23 protein-coding genes are annotated in these 24,978 nt (G+C 38.4%); 5 read left to right on the forward strand and 18 right to left on the reverse strand.

The features are described 5' to 3' along the window. Positions 1-3: 3 nt before the first annotated feature. From D0T53_RS00580 to D0T53_RS00605, 6 genes are all read right to left on the reverse strand, one after another. Positions 4-2,688: a 4-alpha-glucanotransferase gene (locus D0T53_RS00580; protein ID WP_163264005.1), complete on the reverse strand. Its 2,685-nt coding sequence runs from the start codon at positions 2,686-2,688 to the stop codon at positions 4-6. Positions 2,689-2,781: 93 nt separating this feature from the next. Further along, a complete protein-coding gene (locus tag D0T53_RS00585; RefSeq protein ID WP_163264007.1) occupies positions 2,782-4,638 on the reverse strand; it encodes a DUF3413 domain-containing protein in 1,857 nt (618 codons plus the stop codon). Positions 4,639-4,696: 58 nt separating this feature from the next. Continuing rightward, positions 4,697-5,185, reverse strand: coding sequence for a DNA-deoxyinosine glycosylase (locus D0T53_RS00590; protein ID WP_185152956.1), 489 nt, complete (start codon positions 5,183-5,185; stop codon positions 4,697-4,699). Between the two features lie 170 nt (positions 5,186-5,355). Next, positions 5,356-8,595, reverse strand: a complete 3,240-nt coding sequence (locus D0T53_RS00595; RefSeq protein WP_163264009.1) for an exodeoxyribonuclease V subunit beta — start codon at positions 8,593-8,595, stop codon at positions 5,356-5,358. Further along, positions 8,573-8,923: a translation initiation factor gene (locus tag D0T53_RS00600; protein ID WP_163264011.1), complete on the reverse strand. Its 351-nt coding sequence runs from the start codon at positions 8,921-8,923 to the stop codon at positions 8,573-8,575. Before D0T53_RS00600 ends, D0T53_RS00595 begins: the two co-directional genes overlap by 23 nt. After that, the gene (locus D0T53_RS00605) at positions 8,910-10,049 is read right to left on the reverse strand and encodes a TlpA disulfide reductase family protein (RefSeq protein ID WP_163264013.1); all 1,140 of its coding nucleotides are present in this window, start codon (positions 10,047-10,049) and stop codon (positions 8,910-8,912) included. Before D0T53_RS00605 ends, D0T53_RS00600 begins: the two co-directional genes overlap by 14 nt. A 145-nt stretch (positions 10,050-10,194) precedes the next feature. Here D0T53_RS00605 and uvrA point away from each other — a divergent pair, with 145 nt between their 5' ends. The 3 genes from uvrA to D0T53_RS00620 all read left to right on the forward strand — a co-directional run bounded on the left by uvrA (position 10,195) and on the right by D0T53_RS00620 (position 15,287). Next, positions 10,195-12,981 (forward strand): excinuclease ABC subunit UvrA, encoded by a 2,787-nt coding sequence (uvrA, locus tag D0T53_RS00610; protein ID WP_163264015.1) that lies wholly within the window; start codon positions 10,195-10,197, stop codon positions 12,979-12,981. Positions 12,982-13,116: 135 nt separating this feature from the next. Next, positions 13,117-13,686 carry an NfeD family protein gene (locus D0T53_RS00615; protein ID WP_163264017.1) on the forward strand — a complete coding sequence of 190 codons (570 nt, stop codon included), beginning with the start codon at positions 13,117-13,119 and terminating at the stop codon, positions 13,684-13,686. 53 nt (positions 13,687-13,739) lie between these two features. After that, positions 13,740-15,287 (forward strand): flotillin family protein, encoded by a 1,548-nt coding sequence (locus tag D0T53_RS00620; RefSeq protein WP_163264019.1) that lies wholly within the window; start codon positions 13,740-13,742, stop codon positions 15,285-15,287. Between the two features lie 66 nt (positions 15,288-15,353). Here the strand turns inward: D0T53_RS00620 and D0T53_RS00625 are convergent, their stop codons facing one another. From D0T53_RS00625 to D0T53_RS00635, 3 genes are all read right to left on the reverse strand, one after another. Next, positions 15,354-15,872 (reverse strand): gamma carbonic anhydrase family protein, encoded by a 519-nt coding sequence (locus tag D0T53_RS00625; RefSeq protein WP_163264021.1) that lies wholly within the window; start codon positions 15,870-15,872, stop codon positions 15,354-15,356. A gap of 274 nt (positions 15,873-16,146) precedes the next feature. Beyond that, complete coding sequence (locus D0T53_RS00630) at positions 16,147-17,931, reverse strand: aminopeptidase P family protein (RefSeq protein ID WP_163264023.1); 1,785 nt, start codon at positions 17,929-17,931, stop codon at positions 16,147-16,149. Positions 17,932-17,978: 47 nt separating this feature from the next. Further along, positions 17,979-18,326 (reverse strand): polymer-forming cytoskeletal protein, encoded by a 348-nt coding sequence (locus tag D0T53_RS00635; RefSeq protein WP_163264025.1) that lies wholly within the window; start codon positions 18,324-18,326, stop codon positions 17,979-17,981. Positions 18,327-18,409: 83 nt separating this feature from the next. Here D0T53_RS00635 and folB point away from each other — a divergent pair, with 83 nt between their 5' ends. Both folB and D0T53_RS00645 read left to right on the forward strand, forming a co-directional pair. Continuing rightward, positions 18,410-18,763, forward strand: a complete 354-nt coding sequence (folB, locus tag D0T53_RS00640) for a dihydroneopterin aldolase (protein ID WP_163264028.1) — start codon at positions 18,410-18,412, stop codon at positions 18,761-18,763. Between the two features lie 3 nt (positions 18,764-18,766). Continuing rightward, complete coding sequence (locus tag D0T53_RS00645) at positions 18,767-19,297, forward strand: RNA methyltransferase (protein ID WP_163264030.1); 531 nt, start codon at positions 18,767-18,769, stop codon at positions 19,295-19,297. Between the two features lie 67 nt (positions 19,298-19,364). Here D0T53_RS00645 and rplQ read toward each other — a convergent pair whose 3' ends face one another. The 9 genes from rplQ to secY form a co-directional block, all read right to left on the reverse strand. Then, positions 19,365-19,883: a 50S ribosomal protein L17 gene (gene rplQ, locus D0T53_RS00650; RefSeq protein WP_163264031.1), complete on the reverse strand. Its 519-nt coding sequence runs from the start codon at positions 19,881-19,883 to the stop codon at positions 19,365-19,367. Between the two features lie 7 nt (positions 19,884-19,890). Continuing rightward, positions 19,891-20,883 carry a DNA-directed RNA polymerase subunit alpha gene (locus D0T53_RS00655; RefSeq protein WP_163264033.1) on the reverse strand — a complete coding sequence of 331 codons (993 nt, stop codon included), beginning with the start codon at positions 20,881-20,883 and terminating at the stop codon, positions 19,891-19,893. Between the two features lie 5 nt (positions 20,884-20,888). After that, positions 20,889-21,494: a 30S ribosomal protein S4 gene (rpsD, locus tag D0T53_RS00660; RefSeq protein ID WP_163264035.1), complete on the reverse strand. Its 606-nt coding sequence runs from the start codon at positions 21,492-21,494 to the stop codon at positions 20,889-20,891. Positions 21,495-21,618: 124 nt separating this feature from the next. Next, a complete protein-coding gene (gene rpsK, locus D0T53_RS00665) occupies positions 21,619-22,008 on the reverse strand; it encodes a 30S ribosomal protein S11 (RefSeq protein WP_163264037.1) in 390 nt (129 codons plus the stop codon). 9 nt (positions 22,009-22,017) lie between these two features. Continuing rightward, positions 22,018-22,398, reverse strand: coding sequence for a 30S ribosomal protein S13 (rpsM, locus tag D0T53_RS00670; protein ID WP_163264039.1), 381 nt, complete (start codon positions 22,396-22,398; stop codon positions 22,018-22,020). A gap of 30 nt (positions 22,399-22,428) precedes the next feature. Then, positions 22,429-22,545 (reverse strand): type B 50S ribosomal protein L36, encoded by a 117-nt coding sequence (gene ykgO, locus D0T53_RS00675; RefSeq protein WP_006800238.1) that lies wholly within the window; start codon positions 22,543-22,545, stop codon positions 22,429-22,431. 11 nt (positions 22,546-22,556) lie between these two features. Next, complete coding sequence (infA, locus tag D0T53_RS00680; protein ID WP_014224918.1) at positions 22,557-22,775, reverse strand: translation initiation factor IF-1; 219 nt, start codon at positions 22,773-22,775, stop codon at positions 22,557-22,559. 20 nt (positions 22,776-22,795) lie between these two features. After that, on the reverse strand, positions 22,796-23,578 hold the full coding sequence (gene map / locus D0T53_RS00685; protein ID WP_163264041.1) for a type I methionyl aminopeptidase: 783 nt from the start codon (positions 23,576-23,578) through the stop codon (positions 22,796-22,798). Between the two features lie 19 nt (positions 23,579-23,597). Continuing rightward, positions 23,598-24,977: a preprotein translocase subunit SecY gene (gene secY, locus D0T53_RS00690; protein ID WP_163264043.1), complete on the reverse strand. Its 1,380-nt coding sequence runs from the start codon at positions 24,975-24,977 to the stop codon at positions 23,598-23,600. Between the last annotated feature and the right edge of the window lies 1 nt (position 24,978).

Genomic DNA, 24,978 nt, shown 5'->3' on the forward strand with positions numbered 1-24,978 from the left:
AGATCAGTCTCTCCCGGCACTTTCCACCATCATACGTACTTTCTTATTAAAAGAATTCAACTTCAGCAATTCTTCAAGAGTTATATGCATACGATACCGCCAGTAATGTCGGGGATCGGCTGGTATATTTATTCGTTCTGCTGCGGCATCGGCATTTCTTACCTTCGCATCAACCGACATCCAATCTTGCAACGGAATAACAGTAAACATTGCAGGCGAATTTAAATGATTCGTCAATATTTTATTGCATATATCGGGAGTACACTCCACGGGGGCTTCTCCTTGCTCATGCAATACCCGATTATAATAATACTGCGCATCGTCTCTGTTTTCGTTCCACCACAACCTGACAGGAGGCATATCGTGAGTTGATGTTGAGCAAACCGACATATAAGGGATAGAACTCAAATCCTCGAATTTTGCCCCATAAGCCTTAGGCATACGTTCTATCTCAAGACTAAGTATTTGCAAATCTGCCATAACCTGAGGAACACAGGCCGGAATCATCCCTAAATCCTCGCCACAAACCAACATACCATTCGATGAAATAAGAACAGGTAGCTTCTTCATTGCCTCAGCATGCCAAAAATCGTTATGACGATAATAAAAAAAGTTATCATACAATCGGTTAAAAGCATCTTTCTGCGAATCATCTAGTTCCCTGTAAGCAAATGTATATTGTGCCGTTATACGTGGGTGATACTTGTCCGGTTCTCTTTTATCCTTAATAAACAGCACCTCGTTGCACAGGCTGTAAAGGCTATCCCGAAGCCGGATACTCCGCTCATTATCTTTCGTCTCGAATAAAGCACATATCTTTTGCTGAGTATTACAAAACTCTTTCAGTTCAAAACGATCGGATGTTACCTGATTCAGATAAATATTTTTAGCCTCATCTGTATTATCGCCAAATAGTTCGGACAAATACTCTTCTTTTACAGAAGCATTTATCATTCTGTTTTTATCAAAAACAACACCAAAACTATTTATCTCGGTATCGGTATAAGGTAGCGCCGGATTAAAATAACCTAACAAACCTTGTACCGAATGCTTCGGAATTTCCCAAATACGGAAAAAGCCCAAAATATGGTCGATTCGGTAAGCATCGAAATAATCTGACATTTTCCTGAATCGCCCTATCCACCATTGGTAACCATCCTTAGCCATTTCCGTCCAATTATATGTAGGAAAGCCCCAATTTTGCCCATTTATAGAAAAATCATCAGGTGGTGCCCCGGTTTGTGTATCAAGATTAAATAAATGTGGTTCGGCCCATGAATCTGCACTTTTACCACTTATCCCGATAGGAATATCTCCTTTCAACACAACTCCTTTACTATAAGCATAACTACGAACAGCCTGCAACTGCCGATGCAATAAAAATTGAACAAAGAATACACGGTTTACGGCTTTTTGAGCCTCCACATTCTCTTCCAAATACATCTCTAAAGCTCTCTTATCATATTTAGCAAACCTTCCCCAACAATTATAGTCGGCTGTCTGATAATGGTCTCTTAAATAAGAAAAACAAGCATAAGAGAAAATCCAGCCTTCACTATCCTCCAAAAATGCTTTATAAGCATCGCTTGCCTGAACTTCTTCTCCAACATCGTCAAATAAAAGGTTTATGTAGTCCTGTTTCATTCTTACTACACGTTCGTAGTCAAGAAATTCCAGGTCATTCAGTTTCTCTGCCTGTTTCAGATACTTGTTAAACACACGTGTATCTTTTAAAGGAAACTCTTTCAACCCCAGATATACAGGATGTAAAGCATAAATAGAGATAGCATTGTAAGGATAAGAATCGGTCCATTTGTAAGTTATGGTCGTATCGTTTACAGGCAAAATCTGAATAACCTTTTGACCGGTTTTCACAGCCCAGTCTATCAGTTTAATCAGATCGGAGAATTCTCCTATTCCAAAGCTATCTTCCGATCTTAAAGAAAATACAGGAATAGCAATACCCGAAGCCCGCCAGCGTATCGAATCGTGACGATAAATAAACGACGATACAATACAAACATTCTGCTCGCCTTTTTCCGGTAATGGAAGTAAATAACGGTTTTCGCCTTCCTCCCAATGAGCAATCTGTTTCTTTTTCTTATCATATATTGCAAACTTGTATTGCAGTCGCTCTTTTACGTTATCAGCATCTATCAATAGCTCCCACATTCCTTGTTGCCCTACCGGCGATAATCGGGAGGCTTTTTCAACATTCCAATTTCCCAGAAAATCCGATTCCCCACATAATATAAGCACCTGATTTATGTCAACATAAGGACAAAACACTTGTAAACGAATAGAATTTTTTAAAACTTTTTTCTTCGGCATTACTACCCTATGAGAAAAAAAACTTTCGGTAAAAGCAGATGTCGATAAAAAGTTCTGAGAAGGTTTAATTATCCAGCTATCGTATAGATAAAAAGTTTTGCCTGATTCCAGTCCTATTTTCCTAACACTTCCCCATTCGTGCCTAACCGAAACCTGTCCTTCTTTCAATATATAGTAATAATCGAGTTCCAGATGCCAATCTTCAATCTCGATATATCCATTCCATTCCGAAGCATCAGTACATGTAAGCAATAAAGCCTTGCTTTCGTCCATATCGCCCAATTCGGGCACAGAACCACAAACATATATATTCTGTCCCCACGACGCACGATAGTCAATATTAAAATATATCTTCATCTATACGAATTTTCAATAACCCAATAATAATAAAACCCGGAAGATAATCTTACCGGGCTAACAAATATATCAAATGCTTTTTATATAAACAGTCTATTTTTTATAAAACATGTTCTTTTTTGCGATAGCTTCATTCAGTTCCTGCACATTAATTCTGCTTCTGGGAACCTCATTCATATCCAGATCGAAAATATCCATTCTCCCCGAATGTCCTGTTGTTAATATCAGGTCGTGCAACACAAATCCATACTCTACATTATTACCCACAACATGAGGATAACGGTCGGTATCATCCCACAAATCATATCCCATTGAATAATCGGACGATGGGTTTTTAATCCCAAAGAAATGGGACATAATACTTGGGCTTATATCGTAATGTGTTGTAGTATGATTAAATACCTTTCCTTCGTCTATTCCCGGATAATATACAATAAAAGGTACCTGCAACTGCCATTTTGAGTAATTTGAACCATGTCCCCAATAATTCTTCTGATTTTCGTTGAACTCCTGACCATGATCTCCGGTAACAACAATAATAGTATTCTCCAATAAGCCTTTTTTCTCTAGCGCATCTAACACTTTACCAACCAATATATCAGTCTGATGCACACAATTCTTATACAAATTGAAGAACGGAGTTCTATCCATCCCATTATGCAGCTTTATATAATATGGTGCATCCCACGACGGCAAGAACTCTGTAAGCGAGTCTTTTGGCATAACCATAGCATGTGGTAAATCGTAAAACACAAACGAAAAGAATGGTTTATCGTCGGTTCTGTTATCTATAAAGTCGATAAAACCATTTGTTATATCCTTATCTCTTTCCATCGGGCTATCTCCTTTTGCCTTTGTTCTTACATCAGGCACTGCTTTGAATACAATTTTATCGAGAGGAGGGCTTGCAAAATTTGCACTGGGAAACATCTCGAAATGATATCCTAACTGTAATAACCGATCGACAAGCACAGGAGACTTCTGCTCCATATAAAACTCCTGTTCGTATGTTAGCGAAACTCCAAAAAACAACCCGAATATTCCCCCTCTTGTTCCGCAGTGCGAACTCATATGATTCATAAAAGTATGCCCCCTTTTAGCAAAAGACACAATGTTCGGAGCTACAATTGAATCGAGGGTAGTAGGATTCCACGAATCTATTACCAAATACACAACATTATATTGGGGTATAGAATCGGATAGCACCAAAGGATTGACCGGATATTGAATATCGGACGAGGTTTTTCGATACGAAACCTTATCCAACTCGTCAGTCTTAACCAAGCCCCATTTCGACAAAAGAGTATTCGATGTCAGAGGAAAAAACAAAGGTAATACCGTAGCCGATTTCTGTATACTATATTGTTTTTGGGCATGAGCCACCATATAAACCAAATGTGAAGCAACAATACAAAATACCAACAATATACAAATCTTTCTGATTTTCGAAGGTTTCAGTTTTTCGTAATAACGCTTCGATATAATAACAGATAGCTGAATAGGCAGATATGCAAAAAAGAGGACAATAACAATAAAGCTCAGATAAAGAGTCCAATCAAATACAAATATCTCGGTAGCAGCACCTCCGAATAAAAGTTCGAGAACAAAGCCATTTATATGGAATTTGTAAAGGTCGAAAACGTACATATCGAGTATAAGTACTATTTGCGTACTCAGCGTCATTGTTGCATAAATAATGGTAGCAACAAAACGCCTTCGAAGCAACAAAGCAAATGGTATATAAAACACAATTTGCAGAAGAAGTGCAAATAAAGCTGCATGTCCCAAAGATGCTATCACAAAGTAGCCCCAAGACAAAACATCCATATGTGCCGAGACATTACTCGTGAATACAGACACTACAAAATCGACAAAGAATATGAACAGGGTGCATAAATAAAGTAAAAAGCCATACTTTAATTTGCCCTTTACGCCTGAAAAGAGTTTCATTTTACCAATATTTCTCGCAAAAGTATTTTTTCTCGTGGCAAAAATACTCAATTCAATCTTAATTATACAATAAATCTATAATTATACGCCAATCTTTAATTTTGGAGTCTATACCCATTCGGGCATTTGCACTACTTGGCGAAGGCAATGTGAAGTATTCTTTATTGCCAAACTTACCCACATACTTTATATAGTATTCTTCAGCCTTTTTACTGGCAAAACATACGAACTTTATATTGGGGTACGCAGCAAACAACACCGAGAAGTCGTTCGGTATTTCTTTTTGAATAGCAGTGTCGGCACTACCCTCCCGTTCGCATGCCGCCAAAACATCCCATAAAGCTATGCGATTGTCAAGTAACAATTGCTTTTTAGCCCCATAGTCCGTGAGGAAGGGCACACCTAATACCGAACATATTATTTGCCAAAACTGGTTACTTTTATGCCCATAGTACTCTTGTTTCCTCAACGATTCTTCTCCCGGCATTGTACCTAATATCAACACTGTGGAATTATCATCTACTATGGGCTTAAATGCTTTTTTCATAATTACTAATTCTATCAATATAGAATTACAGCCTCGTTTTAAAACCTTTTTGCTTTCATTTTTGAAAAACCTGACATACCTGACAAAAAAACGATATTTATAATTTAACCCTTCTACCTACTAAGGTTCGATAACTTAATCCCCTTGGTATAGATAAAAAGATAGTTGTTTTATTCCACCGGAACAATTTTATCAAGCGTTACATAACAAATAAAACCTGACACTTTTTCGTAGCCCATTTTCAGTATCTGAGCCATATAATATTTAACTTGTTTATGGTACTTTTTGCTTTCTTTCCCCCCAAATTTATAATCAACAACAATAACTTCATCGTTATTTATCATTACTCTGTCAGGACGAATAAAAACGCCGTTTGGCTGTAATATCTCTACTTCATTCAAAACTCTGTACTTTCCGGAATACCATTCTGCAACTTCCTCTCTTATCAGAAAGTTCACAATCATATCAATTACTTTCGTTTTTTCATCCTGTGTTATGTCGCCCGATATACTATATTGTTCAACAATATCAGTAACCTCATCCAACGATTTTACCTTACTTATAATCTCGTGCATCAGGGTTCCGTATTCCCGTTGCCCTTTATCGGAGAAGAAGTATTTATTATTCAGCTTTAACCTCAAGCGTTCGTCAAACGCAACACTCGACAATGTCCCTATTTTTATTTCTCCCGAACCATCTTCCTCGCTTTTCAAATAAGGTTCGTAGCTAACCCCCAACTCAAATACTCCCGATTCTTCATCCAAATTCTCCTGAAGCGGTATGTACTCGACGCTTTTCAAGGTATTACCTATACCATTTAAAGTACCCCACAACAACGATGAGATATTATTAATTTTATCCTTCGTTGGTCGGGGCGAGAATGCAATAAGATCTTTCTTTGCACGGGTAAATGCCACATATAGCACATTCAGGTTATCGATATGAGCATGCAATTTTTCGTTGAAATAATCGTATGCAAATATTGTATTCTTTAGTTTCTGCGAATACTTTACAGGAACAAGATGCAATTTATCGAAAGGCTCTGTTTGTGGCCTACACCATAAAATAGTAGTTAGTTTATGATCGATTTCCCAATTGCAAAAAGGTATCAGCACAGCTTCGAAACCCAACCCCTTCGATTTATGTATTGTCATTATACGGATAGCATCCTGCCCATCGGGGGTAAATATTGTTTTAGTAGAACCCGAATCGTCCCACCATTGCAGAAAACTATCCAAATCGGATGATTGCCTAACCGCATAATCGAGAACCATATCCAGAAAAGTTTGAATATATACATTCTCATTCTCTTCCATAGCCTCATGAAACATTTCGAAAACGCCTTCTACCATTTCATATAAAGGCATTTCGCGTATCTGTTCCAACTCTGCCCGAATATCTTCGGGAAAATCGCCTTTGGCAAAATGTTTCTGCAAAGCCATTTCGGAGGTCAAACCGTCTTTGAATTTGTAATACTCATAAATCGCTAAGCTCCTCAAAGCCATATCTAACGGATTGCTTAAATATTTAAGCAGCGAGATAATGAGTTTTATACTCTTCGAATTTCTGACAAACAATGCCTCATCCGATATTATATCATACTTATATTTCGAATCGGGGTGCTCCCCTTTATAACGAAGTAAGCAATCAGCAACATCAGCACCTTCTTTTTTTGTACGTACCAATATTGCAATATCTTTCAGGGCATACCCTCTGTCCTGTAAATCCTCTATGGTATGAGGTAATTGTTCCAAAACGGTAGCCTGCCAATCCGAATTATCAGCCGTATCTATAAACTCGACCTTTACATGTCCGCCATTATCTTTTTTGTGGGGTGCATAGTGCTGATACAAACCCGAATAGGCCTGAACTATTTTCGAAAAAAATTCTTCTGTTGCATTATCCCTTACGTCTTCGAGCGAATCGTTAAACTCCGACTGTAACAACTGTGCAGCCATGCCGAACACTGCATTATTGAAATCAACTATATTTTTTTCGCTTCGCCAATTTGTACCTAACAAACGATGATCTATATTCCGAGAACCAAAATCAACATCTAGCTGCGTATCCAGCAATTTCCAATCCGAGTTGCGCCAACGGTATATACTTTGCTTAACATCACCCACAATCAGATTACGGTTTCCGGTCGCCAAACTATCATTGAGTAAGGGGCGAAAATTAGCCCACTGCATACCCGATGTATCCTGAAACTCGTCAATCATATAATGATTTACATAAGTTCCTGTTTTCTCATATATGAAAGGACTGTCCGTTCCCTGAACTATTTTGCTGAGCAGCTCTGTTGTATCCGAGATAAGCATCAGGTTGTTCTCGGCAGTATATTCCCTTATCTTAGAGTCTACATCGCTCAAAATACCTAATGCAAAATAGTAACGATTTATTTCGTATGCTGTTTGGTAAAAAAACGAGTTTTCATAATGGCTTATAACTTCTTTCACACAATCGTTCAACCCGCTTGCATAAGCCTCTTCAATTTTACCCTTTGTTGCTGTATCGGTTTTCGCAGTATACCAGTTTCCTATATTATCATATAAGTTAGTAAACGTTGCGTTTGGCATTTTTATTTCGCCATTTGCCCAAGTCACAAAATTCGTAAAAGGCGACCTGCTTCCATTTTTGAAATCGGCAGGTAGCAGCCCGAACCTATCCATAATATTCAGCCCCTTCTCCCCTAACTGTTGCGAACGTTTTTCGTACTCGCGAATATACGAAACCAGCATCGATTTATATTCGTCCAATGCGGTTTTATCTTCAATATCTTTTTGTAGTTGATCGCTGAAAGCTTTGTAACTTTCCTTAAATATCTCGGACGAGAGCGATTGAATGTCATTTTTAACATTCCATGTTTCGCCATTTTCTATTTTTTCTTCCGAAAACCTCAATAGCCAATCCAACAACCTTTTATTCTCCGATTTCTCAAGGTCGGAAAGCATGCTGTCAATAGCCTCCCTCAACACTTTAGTTGTATCAAGCTCTACATTATAACCACCTCCCAAACCTATTTCGCGGGTAAATGCACGCATTGTTTGTTGAAAAAAGCGGTCGATAGTACTTACCGAAAATGCAGAATAATCGTGAAGTATATTTATAAGAGTACGTTTGGCCTTTTCCCTTATTCGTTCTTCTGTTTCGGCATACTCATACACCAATTCGCTTATATAATCAGACTTTTGCCCCGACGCAAGTTTCGACAGTTCTTCTACAATGCGGCTCTTCATCTCGTCGGTAGCCTTATTGGTAAATGTTACCGCCAAAATATGCCTGTAAGCAAAAGGAGAAGCAAAAAGCAGGCGTAGATACTCGTACGTCAACTGATGAGTTTTACCCGATCCTGCCGACGCCCTATAAACTAATAAATTTGCACTATCAGATGATTCGTGCTTTGGCATATCCTTCTTTTTTTAGAAGTTCTAATACTTTATTCCGCAAATCGCCCTGAACTATTATTTCTCCGTCCTTAGCCGATCCGCCTACCCCACACTTCACTTTAAGAAACTTCCCTAAATCCTGCAAATCGTCATCTGTACCTACAAAACCTGCTATCAAGGTTACAGCTTTTCCTTTACGGTTACGCTTATCAAGCGAAACCCGCAACAATTGTTTTTCCTTAGGTAAAGTATCCGATTCTTCTTCATCTTCCGATTCGTATTTGAAGTCGGGATTAGTTGAGTAAACAACATTCAAACGGTCTTTCCAGTCGTTATTATTTTTTTTCATTATTAATCAATTTCTTTATTTCTTCTTCTATCTCTTCTCCCCGTATATTTTTAGCAACAACAATACCCTCCCTATCGATAAGTACAGTATGAGGAATTGAATTTATACCATATATTGATCTTGCCGAATCTTTTCCTTTTTTCGAAAGTAATTGCGTCCAGACTAACTGATCCTGATCAACAGCTTTTTTCCATGCACTTTCATTGCTGTCAGTGGATATATTTATAATCTCAAATCCGTCTCCATTGTATTTTGTATAAAACTCCTTCATTAATGGAAACTCTTGTCTACATGGTCTGCAGGCCGATGCCCAAAAATCCAGTAACACAATCCTTCCTTTACCTACATATTGCGAAAGCTTTACATCTCTCCCCGTCAAATCGGTACAAGTTAGTTCGTAAAATGGTTTGCCTATTATTGCATATCCTCTTTTCTTTTTTTCTTCTTCTTGTTTTATCGAATCATTTTTTGCTTTCTCTAACAATCGTTTACCAGATACGACATATAGTTCTTTCTTTTGTGAGACATTCAAAAATATGTAATTTTTTACATAAATCTCATCGAAAAGCGGGCTTCCCACTATGCTTTTTAGATAAGGACAGAGTGTGTCATTTATCTTTTCTGCCAAAGCTGCCATTTCTTCGAGCTGAACGGAGTTGCCGTTATCTTTACTTTCTCCCTTCCTCTTCTTAATGGTTAATACTACCTCTTTTTTGATTTTCTGTAATTCATTCAAACGGTCATTTTCAGGTGACCCCGAAAGAGTAGGATAACCATTTGAATCGACAATCATTTCAATATTACCGCTTTCGGGAATAAACATAAGATCAGGGTCAAAAGATCGGGTATTTTGTATGTTTCCTAAAAATATGTATCGTGCCACTAATGAATCGTTTATAGCTTTTCCTTTAAAAACAAATTCGTTATTTTTTATTATTATTGAGTCCAGACTTACGAAACTCTCCAAGTCATCATTCATCTTCGTTAGATAAGCGTAATGTCCATTAAAAAGCTCGTTGGAGATTTTTACAGTCAACGTAAAGTCATTACCTGCTTGCTTTTTTGCATCTTGACAGGACAATTGTACAAAAAAAGGCAAGATTAACAAAAATGAAAGTTTTTTCATAAATCTATTATTAAAGATAAAACATAAACAAAGATACATTTTTCCGCCGTATTTTCTTTTGCTATTTTTAAGTAAGTCAACAACCCTCTCAAGAGATAAAAGCGAAACTTAATTCGTAACTTTGCACCTCGAAAAATTGGAACTAATGTCGGAAGAAAAAAATATACTCATAAAAGGAGCTCGGGTAAACAATTTAAAGAATATTGATGTAGAGATACCCCGAAATAAATTTATTGTAATCACCGGTTTATCAGGGTCAGGAAAGTCTTCTCTTGCCTTCGACACTCTTTATGCCGAAGGACAGCGGCGCTATGTCGAAAGTTTGTCTTCGTATGCACGTCAGTTTTTAGGGCGTATGCATAAACCCGAAGCCGACTATATAAAAGGCATCCCACCGGCTATTGCTATCGAACAAAAAGTTAGTTCACGCAATCCGCGTTCAACCGTAGGAACATCTACCGAAATATATGAATATCTGCGTTTGTTGTTTGCCCGTATAGGTAAAACAATTTCACCTGTATCGGGCGAAGAGGTAAAAAAACATCAGGTAAAAGATATTGTTGAAAAAATGCTTTCGTACCCCGAAGGCACACGTTTAATGATTCTGACCCGAATAATAAAACGCGATAACCGAAGCCTGACCGAGCAACTTGATATATTATTTAAAGAAGGATTTTCCAGAATTGACGTAAATGGAGAAACCATAAGAATTGACGATTTTTTATCAGCCAAAAACAAAACAGATAACAACGAAATCTATTTAATAATAGACCGTTTATCCTGCGAGAATGATCATGCAACTATTAGTCGTTTCTCACAGTCTGTCGAAACCGCATTTTTTGAAGGCGAAGGCGAATGTACTGTCAGATTCTACCCGGAGAGTGGAATCGAAAGTTTCACTTTTTCCAATAAATTTGAAGCCGACGGAATTCAATTCAACGAGCCTACCGATCTGAAGTTCAGCTTCAACAGCCCGATAGGAGCATGTCCCCGATGCGAAGGGTTCGGCAAGGTTATAGGAATAGACGAAAACCTTGTTGTTCCCGATAAAAGTCTTTCGATATATGAAGACGCCGTCGTTTGTTGGCGAGGCGATAAAATGAACGAATGGAAGCGCGAGTTTATTCAATCGTCGGCTGAATACGATTTCCCCATCCACCGCCCATACTTTGAGTTAAGCGAAAAAGAACTTGATCTGCTATGGAAAGGGGCAACAGGAGTACACGGAATAGACGATTTCTTCCGTATGTTGGAAGAAAATCAATACAAGATACAATATCGTGTTATGCTTGCCCGATACAGAGGGAAAACCACTTGCCCCGATTGTAAAGGAGCACGATTAAAACCGCAGGCACTATATGTAAAAATAGCAGGGAAAACAATTGCCGATTTGGTATTAATGCCCGTTACCGAGTTAAAGGATTTCTTTGAAACATTAGAACTCGACGAAACTGATGCCAAAATAGCCAAGCGATTACTTACCGAAATAAATAACCGTATACGTTTTCTTACCAATGTTGGTTTAGGTTACCTTACTTTAAATCGACTTTCGAACTCATTATCCGGAGGAGAAAGCCAGCGTATAAATCTGGCAACATCCTTAGGTAGTAGTCTTGTAGGTTCGCTTTATATTTTGGATGAACCTAGTATCGGATTACACTCGCGCGATACCGACCTGCTCATAAAAGTTTTGCGCAATCTCCAAAACTTGGGAAATACGGTTATAGTAGTCGAACACGATGAAGAAATAATCCGTGCAGCCGACTATATTATCGACGTGGGCCCGAAAGCAGGACGATTAGGGGGTGAGATTGTTTATCAAGGTAATCTCGCCGGACTCGAAAAGAACACCGAGAGCTATACCGTACGTTATCTGAACGGAGAAGAAACTATTGAAGTTCCCCTTTTAAGACGTAAATGGAATAACTATATTGAATTAACAGGAGCCAGACAAAATAACCTTAAAAATGTAAATGTCAAGTTTCCGCTAAATGTGATGACCGTTGTTACAGGCGTCAGCGGTTCTGGAAAATCGTCGCTCGTTTCGGACGTTCTTTACAATGCCCTGCAACGACATTATAAAGGAAACAGTGATCAGATAGTTCAATACAGCAAATTAATCGGCGACCTGAATCTTATTAAGCATGTCGAAATGGTCGACCAAAATCCGATAGGCAAATCATCGCGTTCAAATCCTGTCACTTACATTAAGGCTTACGACGAAATACGCAAACTATTTGCAGAACAAGCTTTGGCTAAACAAATGCATTTCACGCCTGCATTTTTCTCGTTCAATGTCGATGGCGGGCGTTGCGAAGAATGTAAAGGAGAAGGCACCATAACCGTAGAGATGCAGTTTATGGCCGATATAACTCTTGAATGCGAAACATGCAAAGGTAAACGCTTTAAACAAGATGTTCTGGATGTAGAATACAGAGGCAGCTCAATATTCGATATTCTGGAGATGACTATCGATCAGGCAATCGACTTCTTCAGCGAAGGCAAAGGAAGCACCGAGAAGAAAATAGTAAAACGATTAAAACCCTTACAGGACGTAGGACTTGGATACATAAAGCTGGGACAATCGTCATCTACTCTATCAGGTGGAGAAAATCAGCGTGTTAAACTAGCCTTTTACCTTGGAGAAGAAAAAGCCGAACCTACCCTATTCATATTTGACGAACCAACAACAGGGCTTCACTTTCACGATATAAAGACTTTGCTTAAAGCATTTAATTCGTTAATAGACAGAGGACACACAATTCTTATCATCGAGCATAATATGGATGTAATTAAAAGTGCTGATCATATAATCGATATTGGCCCCGAAGGAGGAAAAGAAGGTGGTAATATTGTTTTTGCCGGAACACCTGAAGATCTGGTCAAATGCAAAGAATCGTATACCGGAAAATTTTTGAAAGATAAATTATAATACAAACAGCCTGATATTCTCAGGCTGTTTGTATTTAACACAGAATCCTCAAGTCATTTACAGACCAAAACACTTGGCCCACTCAAAAATTTTCTTATTTTTGTATATTACGTTTAACTATTTAATGATGTTTGCATGAAAGACTTTTTTTTAAGTATGGATAGCTCGCAACAGGTATATTGGTATATTGCTCTTGCTGCATCTGTTGTTTTTATTATACAAACCATAATGACTTTTGTGGGTGCCGATACTGATACGGGAATCGATGCCGACTTCGACGGGAATCTGGATGGTGCCGGCTCTCCGTTCCAATTGTTTTCGTTACGTAACCTTGTCAATTTCCTACTAGGATTCGGATGGGCAGGAGTTACCTTATACAACAGTATAGAAAGTCAGTTTTGGCTAGGTGTTGTATCTTTCCTTATTGGAGCAGCATTCATTGCAATGTTCTTTGTAGTTATGAGAGCCTTGCTTAAACTATCGGAAGACAATAGCTTTAAAATAGAAAATACTATCGGTAAAACGGCAGATGTATATTTAACAATACCTGCCGACAAAAAAGGTAAAGGTAAAATATTTGTCAGCGTCAAAGGATCTACCCGCGAATTGCCTGCCATCACAACAGCCAAAGAAGATCTGAAAGCGGGAACCTTGGTAAAAATCACAGAATTGGAAGGCGATGTACTTGTTGTTTCACCTTTATAACCGAGCTGAAAAAACTCAAATAACAAAAACTCAAATAAATTTAAACACACATTATGATTTTTGAAGGAATACCCAACAGTATATTGCTCATTGTTATAGCAGCAATAGCTTTATTTGTCTTTATCTCGGCAATGGTATCGAGGTATAAGCGATGTCCGTCGGATAAAATTCTCGTAGTATATGGAAAAACAGGCGGAGCCTCGGCTAAATGTATACATGGTGGTGGTGCATTTATCATTCCCGTTATTCAGGATTATGCATATCTCGACCTGAAGCCTATATCCATCGAAGCTAACCTAACCAGTGCTTTAAGTAAGCAAAACATCAGGGTAGATGTTCCTTGTCGTTTTACAATCGCCATTTCTACCGAAAAGGAGAATATGAATAATGCAGCCGAAAGGTTATTAGGCTTAACCACTTCGCAAATACAGGAATTGGCTAAAGACATCTTATTCGGGCAGCTACGTCTTGTTATTGCAACAATGATGATTGAAGAAATCAATTCCGACCGCGATAAATTTCTTGATAATATATCGAAGAACGTCGACACCGAGCTTCGCAAAATAGGCCTAAAGCTTATAAACGTAAACGTTACCGACATTAATGACGAATCGGGGTATATTGATGCCCTAGGAAAAGAAGCTGCTGCAAAAGCCATTAATGAGGCTAAAATAAGCGTTGCCGAGCAGGAAAAAATCGGGGAAACAGGTAAGGCTGTAGCCGACAGAGAACGTGATGTAAAAATAGCGGAAACACACCGAGACAGGGATGTGCAGATTGCATTTGCTCAAAAAGACAGAGAAATAAGCATTGCAGGCGCAGCAAGAGACGAATCGATTGGTAAAGCAGAAGCAACAAGAGACACCCGTGTAAAAACAGCCGAAGCAAATGCCATTGCTGTAAAAGGGGAGAACACTGCAAAAATAGAAATTGCCGGATCGGACGCTCTTCGTCGTGAAAAAGAAGCCGAAGCCGCACGTGTAGCAGTTGCTGCCGAAAAAGTGCAACAGGCCAAAGCCTTGGAAGAAGCATATTTAGCTGAACAAAAAGCAGAAAATGCCCGTGCCGAAAGAGAACGTTCGACACAAAAGGCAAATGTTGTAGTTCCTGCCGAAATAGAGAAACAAAAGATCATTATTGATGCACAGGCATCTGCCGAACAGTTGAGAGAAAGAGCAAAAGGAGAAGCGGATGCAATATTCGCTAAAATGGATGCCGAAGCACGTGGATTATATGAGATATTGACCAAGCAGGCCGAAGGTTACAAAGAGATAGTAAAAGCTGCGGGAGGCGATACCACTGCCGCATATCAATTATTACTTGTTGAGAAACTTCCTGAGCTGGTTAAAACACAGGTTGAGGCTATCAAAAATATCAAGATTGATAAAATAACTGTTTGGGACTCGGCAAATGGCGGAGCAAACGGTAATACTTCTACTGCTAATTTTGTATCGGGGCTTATGAAGTCTGTACCTCCGTTGAATGACCTGTTTAATATGGCGGGAATGAATCTTCCTTCATATCTGAAAGGTGATCCTACTGAGAAAGAAAGCAACACCATTCCATTAGCTCCGAAAGAGAATATAGACAATAAGGGATAATAGATATTCCCTTACATAGAAACGGCTTAAATAAATGTTTAAGCCGTTTCTTATTTAAGCTTCAGTTCAATCTTCTTTAAACCAACCCGAATACATCAGATAATTCTTAGCTATTTTCTGATTTATTTCCTTCGCTTGGTCGGGGTCAACCTTCTTTACAAATTTGGCAGGTACACCGGCATATATACTACCGGGTTCAACCTGAGTACCACTCAGAATTACCGATCCTGCCGCAACAATAGCACCCTCGCCAATAACAGCATGATCGAGAACTATTGCGCCCATACCTATCAGTGCACCATTCTCTATTTTTGCGCCATGTATTACCACATTGTGACCAATAGAAACATCGTCTCCAATCTCAACAGTCGATTTTTGATATAATGTATGTAATACTGTACCATCTTGTATATTCACCCGGTTACCTATGCGAATCGAATTTACATCGCCACGTAAAACGGCATTAAACCACACACTACAGTCGTCGCCCATAATCACATCGCCTATAATGGTTGCATTATCCGCTAAATATGCGTTTTTTCCTATTTTGGGAACAAATCCCCTAACCTCTTTTATCAGTGCCATATTCTTAATACTTCTTTATTTTAACTAATTCTAGCTACCTATAATAACTACTTTATTGTAATACTTTAAAACATCTATTATTTCAAAACCTGACAAATCTTACACTTTTTATAATATTTGTTTATTGCAAACCTCTTTTACTTGTAAACCCAATACATAAAAAAACCTGACAAAGTTTACACACTTGGCAGGCTTTTTCGTTTTATGCTGTTCACTATTATTAATCTGCAACCTCCTGCATTATAAAGATAAAAAACAGATTATTATCCGGTTATTATATAGCTTTGGTCTTTTCTTTTAACCAAACCTTTTCTTCCACATCCAAGAACGACTCCAGCCTATCATAAACCATTTCGTGATAGTCGTTCAACCACTTTATTTCATCTTTGCTCAACATACTTTTCACAACAGGAGTTGTATCTATAGGACAAAGAGTTAAAGTTTCAAAAGCATAGAAATTACCAAACTCGGTTGTTATATCTTCCTTCGTCAATATCAGGTTCTCTATCCTAATACCATATTGACCGGCTTTATAAATACCCGGCTCGTTAGACGTAACCATTCCCGGCTGCAACGTCACAGGATTTTCATCCATACGTATACTTTGCGGGCCCTCGTGTACATTCAAAAAATGTCCTATGCCATGCCCCGTTCCGTGAAGATAATTCATGCCCTCGTTCCATAAAGCCTTACGTGCCAACACATCAATCTGGCTTCCTCGTGTTCCCTGAGGATAACGGCACGAAGCAATACCTATATGCCCTTTCAGCACCATAGTATAATCACGCTTCATATCTTCGGTTAGTTTTCCAACAGCTACTGTACGTGTAATGTCAGTTGTTCCATCAAAATACTGAGCTCCCGAGTCTATCAATAAAACACCTTCGGGTTTTACCTGTGCCGATGTTTCGGGTGTAACATGATAGTGAACAATAGCACCATTAGCCAGATAACCAACAATAGCGCCAAAACTTTCGCCCACAAACATAGCTTGCTGGCTTCGGTATTCTATCAATTTATTCACTATACCCAACTCCGAAACTTCGCCTTTTGGCACAGCTTTTTCGAGCCACATAAAAAATTTAACCAAGGCTACCCCATCCCTTGTTAAAGCATTGCGAAAACCTTTAATTTCGGTTTCATTCTTTATACTTTTCATCAAATCGGCAGGCGATGGAGTAATATCTAGTATCCGGCACGAAGAAGATATTTTATTATATAAAGCAAAAGTTATTTTATTTCCTGTAACACAGATAGTCTTATTCTGCAGTCCTGATACAAAATCGTATACTTTATTATATTCTGCAAGAATAACTCCTTCGCCTTGCAAATATTTACTTGCTTCGTCCGTCATTTTCTTCGGATCGATAAATAATATTGTTTCAGCTTTCGATATGTATGCAAAACTCACTGCTACGGGATTATACTCAACATCATTTCCTCTTATATTGAAAATCCATGCAATTGTATCAAGCGACGCAACAAGTAGCGAATCGGCATAATTTTCTTCCAGTTTTTCGCATACGGCTTTAATTTTCTTACTCACTGATAGCCCCGAATGCTCCTCAGGGTGTATAAATATAGGGTTCTGTGGTATTTGAGGACGATCGTGCCAAATAGCATCAAAAGGATCGTAATCGCTTATCAGATGAATATTATGTTGATTTAGTTTATGAGTAAGGTTAAATGCGTCTTTAGCCGCATATACACTTCCGTCAATACCAACATATTCGCCTTCACCCAACTCCGAGACCAACCATTGTTCTATTGAAGGAGTGTGAGGCAATCCCTCACGTTGAAGCTCAAACCCCGAACCTTCGAGCTCGTTTGCCGCCTGCAAAAAATAGCGGGAGTCCGTCCACAAACTCGCTTTTTCTCTGGTTATAACTGCCGTACCGGCCGACCCGGTAAAACCACTTATCCATTCGCGCGAAGCCCAATGCAACGCAGGATACTCGCTCAGATGAGCATCAGTGCTTGGAACGATAAAAGCATGCATACCTTTATCTTCCATAAATTTTCTCAACGCAACCAAGCGTTGATGTATTTTATTCGACATAACTTATTATTTTATCCTTGGAATACTCTTATAACCGTCGTACACCCTTAAGTGTTCATTTTACAAGAGCCTGTAAACTGGGCTCCCGGTTCTATTTCGATTACACGAGTAAGAATATCGCCCATCAACATGGATGCCGAACGCAATATAACTATCTCGTTACATTGAACATTCCCTGTTACTTTACCTAACAAATCAAGATTATAACATTCAATATCTCCTGTTACCGATCCGTTAGCGCCAACAATAATCTTTCCCTTACTTATTATATTTCCCTCAATTACGCCATCAATGCGGATATCATCATCCGTCACCAAATTACCGGTCAAAACCGTACCCGAAGAAAGCACATTATGTATGCCGGAACTTGTTACTACTTCTTTTCGATTTAACATGTGAATTTAAAGTTTCAATACAAAAGCAAATGTAAAAAAAAAACTTAGCTTTGTAACACTATTACATACATTAATACCCTTATATGGAAACTTTTATTTTACTCGAAAATATAACCTTCCATGCTAATCATGGAGTCTTCCCACAAGAAAATACAGTAGGCAACACATTTATCATAAACTTAAAAATAAAGACTTTAAGTAATAATGCATATAGCAGTGACGATTTGAATGAGACACTGAATTATGCCGAAGTTTATAACATCATAGACGAAGAGATGAAAGTTGCGTCGAAATTAATGGAACATGTTGGAGGACGTATTATAAAGCGGCTTAAATCGTACTCGCAGCAAATAGACAGTATTGAACTGAAAATATCAAAACAAAATCCTCCTGTAGGGGGACAAGTTGAATATGCAAGTATTATTTTAATAGATTAAACCATGCGAAAATTAAAGATAACAGAGCTAAACAGAATATCTGTAGATGAGTTTAAAGATGTAGAAAAGATACCTCTTATTATCGTTCTCGATAATATTCGCAGTTTAAATAACATAGGTTCGGTTTTTCGCACATCCGATGCGTTTCTTATCGAAGCTATATATTTATGTGGTATAACCGCAACCCCGCCAAATAACGAGATACACAAAACAGCTCTGGGAGCAGAAGATTCGGTAAGCTGGCTATATTTTGAGGAAACAACCGATGCCATTAAACAATTAAAGGATAAAAACTACACTGTTTTCGCTATTGAACAAGTAGAGAATAGTATACCTCTCGAAGAGGTAAAATTGAATCCTGCCAACAAATACGCAGTAGTTTTAGGTAACGAAGTTAAGGGTGTACAGCAAAGTGTAGTGAATATGTGCGACAATTCGATAGAAATTTCTCAATACGGAACAAAACATTCGCTCAATGTGTCGGTAACAACAGGTATTATTATCTGGGATTTTTTTAAACAGCTATATAAATAAAAAACGAAACCCAACTAAATCGTTTAACCGAAATAGTTGGGCTTCCTTATCTTTCAGAAAAAGTAGCTTATTCTGCAGCTTCGCTTTTAGGCTCTTCTGTTGCCGGAGTTTCAGCTTGTTCAGCTTTTGGTTCTTCAACAGGAGCAGCTTCTTTTTTCTTTGCAGCAGCAGAACGGCGAGTTCTACCTTTAGAAGCAGCTTTTTTCTCTTTCAACATGTTTTCGTTATAGTCAACCAACTCGATAAAACACATAGAAGCGTTGTCTCCTAAACGGTTACCTGTTTTGATAATACGGGTATAACCTCCGGGACGGTCTCCTACTTTTTGTGAGATGTTTTGGAACAACTCAGTAACAGCTGTTTTACTTTGAAGAGTTTGGAAAACTACACGCCTTGAATGTGTAGTATCTTCTTTCGACTTAGTGATAATAGGCTCGATAACTTTTTTCAATGCTTTAGCCTTAGCCACAGTCGTAAAGATTCTTTTATTAGGACTAATAATCAAAGATACACACATGTTAGATAACATGGCTTCTCTGTGAGTCTTAGTACGGCCTAAGTGATTGAATTTTTTATTATGTCTCATCGCTTAACTAATCTTTATCTAATTTATATTTTGAAATATCCAATCCGAACGAAAGATTCAGGCTATCAAGCAATTCATCTAATTCGGTTAATGATTTTTTACCGAAGTTACGGAATTTAAGAAGGTCATTCTTATTGAATTGAACAAGTTCGCCTAATGTTTCTACTTCAGCCGATTTCAAACAATTTAACGCACGAACAGATAGATTCATGTCCGATAGTTTTGTTTTCAATAACTGACGCATATGAAGAACTTCTTCATCGAACTCGTCATTTCCTTCCGATTCGTTTTGCTCAAGCAATATCTTTTCATCCGAGAACAACATGAAATGGTGTATCAATATTTTAGCTGCTTCTTTCAAAGCATCTTTCGGATGAATAGAACCATCGGTTGATATTTCTATTACTAATTTCTCGTAGTCTGTTTTCTGTTCAACACGGTAATTTTCTACCGCATATTTCACATTGCGGATTGGAGTATAGATAGAGTCAATTGCGATAACATTAACGTCGTCCGACAAACCACGGTTCTCGTCGGCAGGCACATAACCACGTCCTTTGTTAATGTTCAGTTCAATCTGAAAGTTCGCGCTTGTATCTAAATTACAGATTACCAAATCAGGATTCAGAACCTCAAATCCGGACAAGTGTTTACCAATATCTCCAGCTTTGAACACTTCCGAACCCGAAACAGTTATCATAACCTTTTCATTCTCGATTTCCTCAACAATCTGTTTAAACCTTACTTTTTTAAGGTTCAAAATGATGTTGGTAACATCCTCCATAACTCCGGGTACTGAAGCAAATTCATGCTCAACCCCGTCTATTTTGATTGAAGTTATAGCGAAGCCTTCGAGAGAAGAAAGGAGGATACGGCGCAGAGCATTACCTACGGTAATACCATAGCCGGGTTCCAAGGGACGAAATTCGAACTTTCCGTAGAAATCGTCCGCTTCTAACATCAATACTTTATCGGGTTTTTGAAATGCTAATATAGCCATAATTATTATTTCGAATACAATTCTACGATCAACTGTTCTTTAATGTTCTCTGGGATATCTGCTCTTTCAGGCAAATGTAAGTATTTACCTGTCATTGACGATGAGTCCCATTCAATCCAAGGATATTTACTGTGGTTAAACCCTGATAATGAGTTATCGATAACTTCTAGCGATTTAGATTTCTCGCGAACACCTACTTGCTGACCTGGTTTCAAAGTATATGAAGGAATATTCACTACTTTTCCGTCAACAACAATATGACGGTGCGAAACCAACTGGCGAGCAGCAGCTCTTGTTGGAGCTAAACCTAAACGATAAACAACGTTATCTAATCTCGACTCAAGAAGCTGAAGTAATACTTCACCTGTAATACCACGTGTACGTGCGGCTTTTTCGAACAGGTTACGGAATTGTTTCTCAAGAACTCCGTAAGTATATTTAGCTTTTTGTTTTTCACGTAACTGAATTCCGTACTCCGACGATTTTTTCTTCCTTCCGTTTCCATGTTGTCCCGGAGGATAGTTCTTTTTAGAAAGAACTTTGTCGGGGCCGAATATCGGTTCTCCGAATTTACGGGCAATTTTAGTTTTTGGTCCAGTATATCTTGCCATTTTCTTTTAATTAATTTTCAATTAAATTCAAATGAATCTGGAATTGTGCAGCCGCGATCACAGAGAGGGTTTTTGCAATCAAATTCACAATTCAAGTTTCAATCTCTCTTAAATTACGTTAGAATTAAACTCGTCTTTGTTTTGGAGGACGACATCCGTTGTGAGGAAGTGGAGTTACATCAACTATTTCCATAACTTCGATTCCTGCGCCATGAATTGTACGGATTGCCGACTCACGTCCATTACCCGGTCCTTTAACAAATACTTTAACTTTTCTCAATCCAAGATCAAATGCAACCTTTGCACAATCCTGAGCTGCTAGCTGAGCTGCATAAGGTGTATTTTTCTTAGAACTACGGAAGCCCATTTTACCAGCTGATGACCAACTGATTACTTGTCCTTCACTGTTTGTAAGAGAAATAATGATATTGTTAAATGAAGAATGGATATGAGCTTGCCCCACTGCATCAACCTTAACGTTTCTCTTTTTCGCTGCGACTGTTTTTTTTGCCATATCAAACTATTATTTTGTAGCTTTTTTCTTGTTTGCAACAGTTTTCTTTCTACCCTTACGTGTACGGGCGTTATTTTTAGTACTTTGACCTCTTACAGGTAAACCAATACGGTGACGTATGCCTCTGTAGCAACCAATATCCATCAAACGTTTGATATTTAATTGTACTTCAGAACGTAAATCTCCTTCTACTTTATATTTTGTAGAAATAATCTCACGGATTGCACCTGCCTGATCGTCGGTCCAATCTTTCACTTTGATGTCTCTATCGACACCTGCCTCTTCTAAAATCGCATTAGAAGCGCTACGACCTATTCCATAGATATATGTCAGGGCTATTTCGCCTCTTTTATTTTGTGGTAAATCAACACCAACTATTCTTATTGCCATATCACTAAATTAGTTTGCAAAATTAATAAATTATCCCTGACGTTGTTTATACTTAGGATTTTTTTTGTTAATTACATACAGGCGACCTTTTCTTCTTACGATTTTGCAGTCGGCTGTACGCTTTTTTAATGACGCTCTTACTTTCATATTTTTATTTTTTATTTGTATCTGAATGATATACGACCTTTTGACAGATCGTATGGCGACATTTCGACGCGAACTTTGTCTCCGGGTAATATTTTTATATAATGCATACGCATCTTTCCCGAAATATGAGCTGTTATTTCGTGTCCGTTTTCCAACTCTACACGAAACATTGCGTTCGATAATGCTTCAACTATTACGCCGTCTTGTTCTATTGCTGCTTGTTTAGCCATAAATTACTTAACTATAAAAATTAAATTGCGTTACTTCCTAATACAGATTCTATAAATTCGAATGTTGATAATATATCGGCATGACCTTCACGGATTGCAACTGTATGTTCAAAATGAGCCGAAGGCTTACGGTCTTTTGTCCGAACTGTCCAGCCATCACTTTCAAATACTACATTTTTGCTTCCCATATTAATCATAGGTTCAATGGCGATACACATCCCCTTCTTTAACAAAGGCCCGGTTCCTCTTCTACCATAATTAGGTACTTCTGGAGCCTCGTGCATTTTACGCCCAATACCGTGCCCGACTAGTTCGCGGACTACAGAATAACCTCGTTTTTCACAATACGTTTGAATGGCTTCTCCAATATCTCCAACCCTACTTCCTTCTACAGCTTTCTCAATTCCTTTATATAAGGACTCTTTTGTTGTACGAAGCAATTGTTTAATATCTTCCGAAACTTCTCCTACACAAAATGTATAGGCCGAATCTCCACAAAAACCATTTTTCTCGGTTCCACAATCGACAGAAATTACATCTCCATCTTTTAGTATATAATCTCCGGGAATACCGTGAACGACGTTTTCGTTTACCGAAGCACAAATGGAACCTTCGAACCCATTATAACCCAAGAACGAAGGTATAGCTCCATGGCTTCTTATAAACTCTTCTGCTATCTTATCCAATTGGCGAGTAGTTATGCCGGGCTTTATATGCTTAGCAAGCTCGCCCAATGTCATCCCAACCAATCGGTTGCTTTCACGCATCAACTCAATTTCTTCGTCTGTCTTTAGAAATATCATTTATGTGCCTTTCTTTTTCTTAATAAGCAGCTATCGAACCTGAACGACCTTTTATTCTTCCCGATTTCAATAAGCCGTCATAATGTCTGTTCAGCAAGTGGCTTTCTATTTGTTGAAGTGTATCAAGTACAACCCCTACAAGGATAAGCAACGATGTTCCTCCAAAGAATTGGGTAAACTCGCGACTTACACCAAAAATACTTGCAAATGCAGGCATTATAGCAACCAATGCCAGGAATATTGATCCCGGAAGTGTAATACGAGACATTATTTCGTCGATATAGTCGGCAGTTTTCTTACCAGGTTTAACTCCCGGAATAAAACCGTTATTTCTTTTCAAATCTTCAGCTATTTGTTGTGGATTCACAGTAACAGCTGTATAGAAATAAGTAAAGGCTATAATCAATAATGCTTGTAAAACACAATAAGGTACGCTAGTGAAATCGGTTAATGACGCCCAAAATCCGCCTGTTTTCTCAGTATAGCTGGCAAACGTGATAGGTATAAACATTATTGCCTGAGCAAAAATGATAGGCATCACATTAGCAGCATTCACTTTCAACGGAAGATAGTTGCGTGCACCTCCGTATTGTTTGTTTCCAACAACACGTTTTGCATATTGCAATGGCACTTTGCGTGTTCCTTGTACTAACAATATTGCAGCAGCAATAATTAATAACAAGGCTACTATCTCGATAAGGAACATAACCAAACCTCCGGCCTGATCGCTCAAACGAGACGCAAACTCACCTAGCAATGCATGAGGCAGACGTGCAATAATACCAACCAAGATTATAAACGAAATTCCGTTTCCTACCCCTTTATCGGTAATACGCTCACCTAACCATAATACAAACATACTACCTGCAGCTAAGATTATTGTCGATGGTAATAAGAATGTCCAGAAAGCCATGCCTCCCGGTACTATTGCCATTTCCATACCTTCAACTACAGCTCCGCCACGAAGTGTTCCTAATAAATAAGCCGGAGCTTGGAACATCAGGATTAACACTGTCAGGTAACGGGTATATTGATTAAGTTTAGATCGTCCACTTTCACCTTCACGTTGCAGCTTCTGAAAGTAAGGTAAAGCTATACCCAAAAGCTGAATAACAATAGATGCGGAAATGTAAGGCATGATTCCTAATGCAAATATAGACGCATTAGCAAACGCACCTCCCGAAAACATATCCAAAAGACCTAAAAGCCCCTCCGACGAACCTGTACGTTGAGACAAAGGCAGTGGATCTACCCCCGGCAATATAATAAACGTTCCGAAGCGATATATCACTACGAAAATGAAGGTTATGAGGAGTCTTTTTCTTAACTCCTCAATCTTCCATATATTTACTATAGTCTTTACTAACCGCAAATCACTAAGATGTCTTACAATCCCCATT

The organism is Dysgonomonas sp. 216 (genome assembly GCF_010501065.1).
Classification (GTDB): domain Bacteria; phylum Bacteroidota; class Bacteroidia; order Bacteroidales; family Dysgonomonadaceae; genus QVMM01.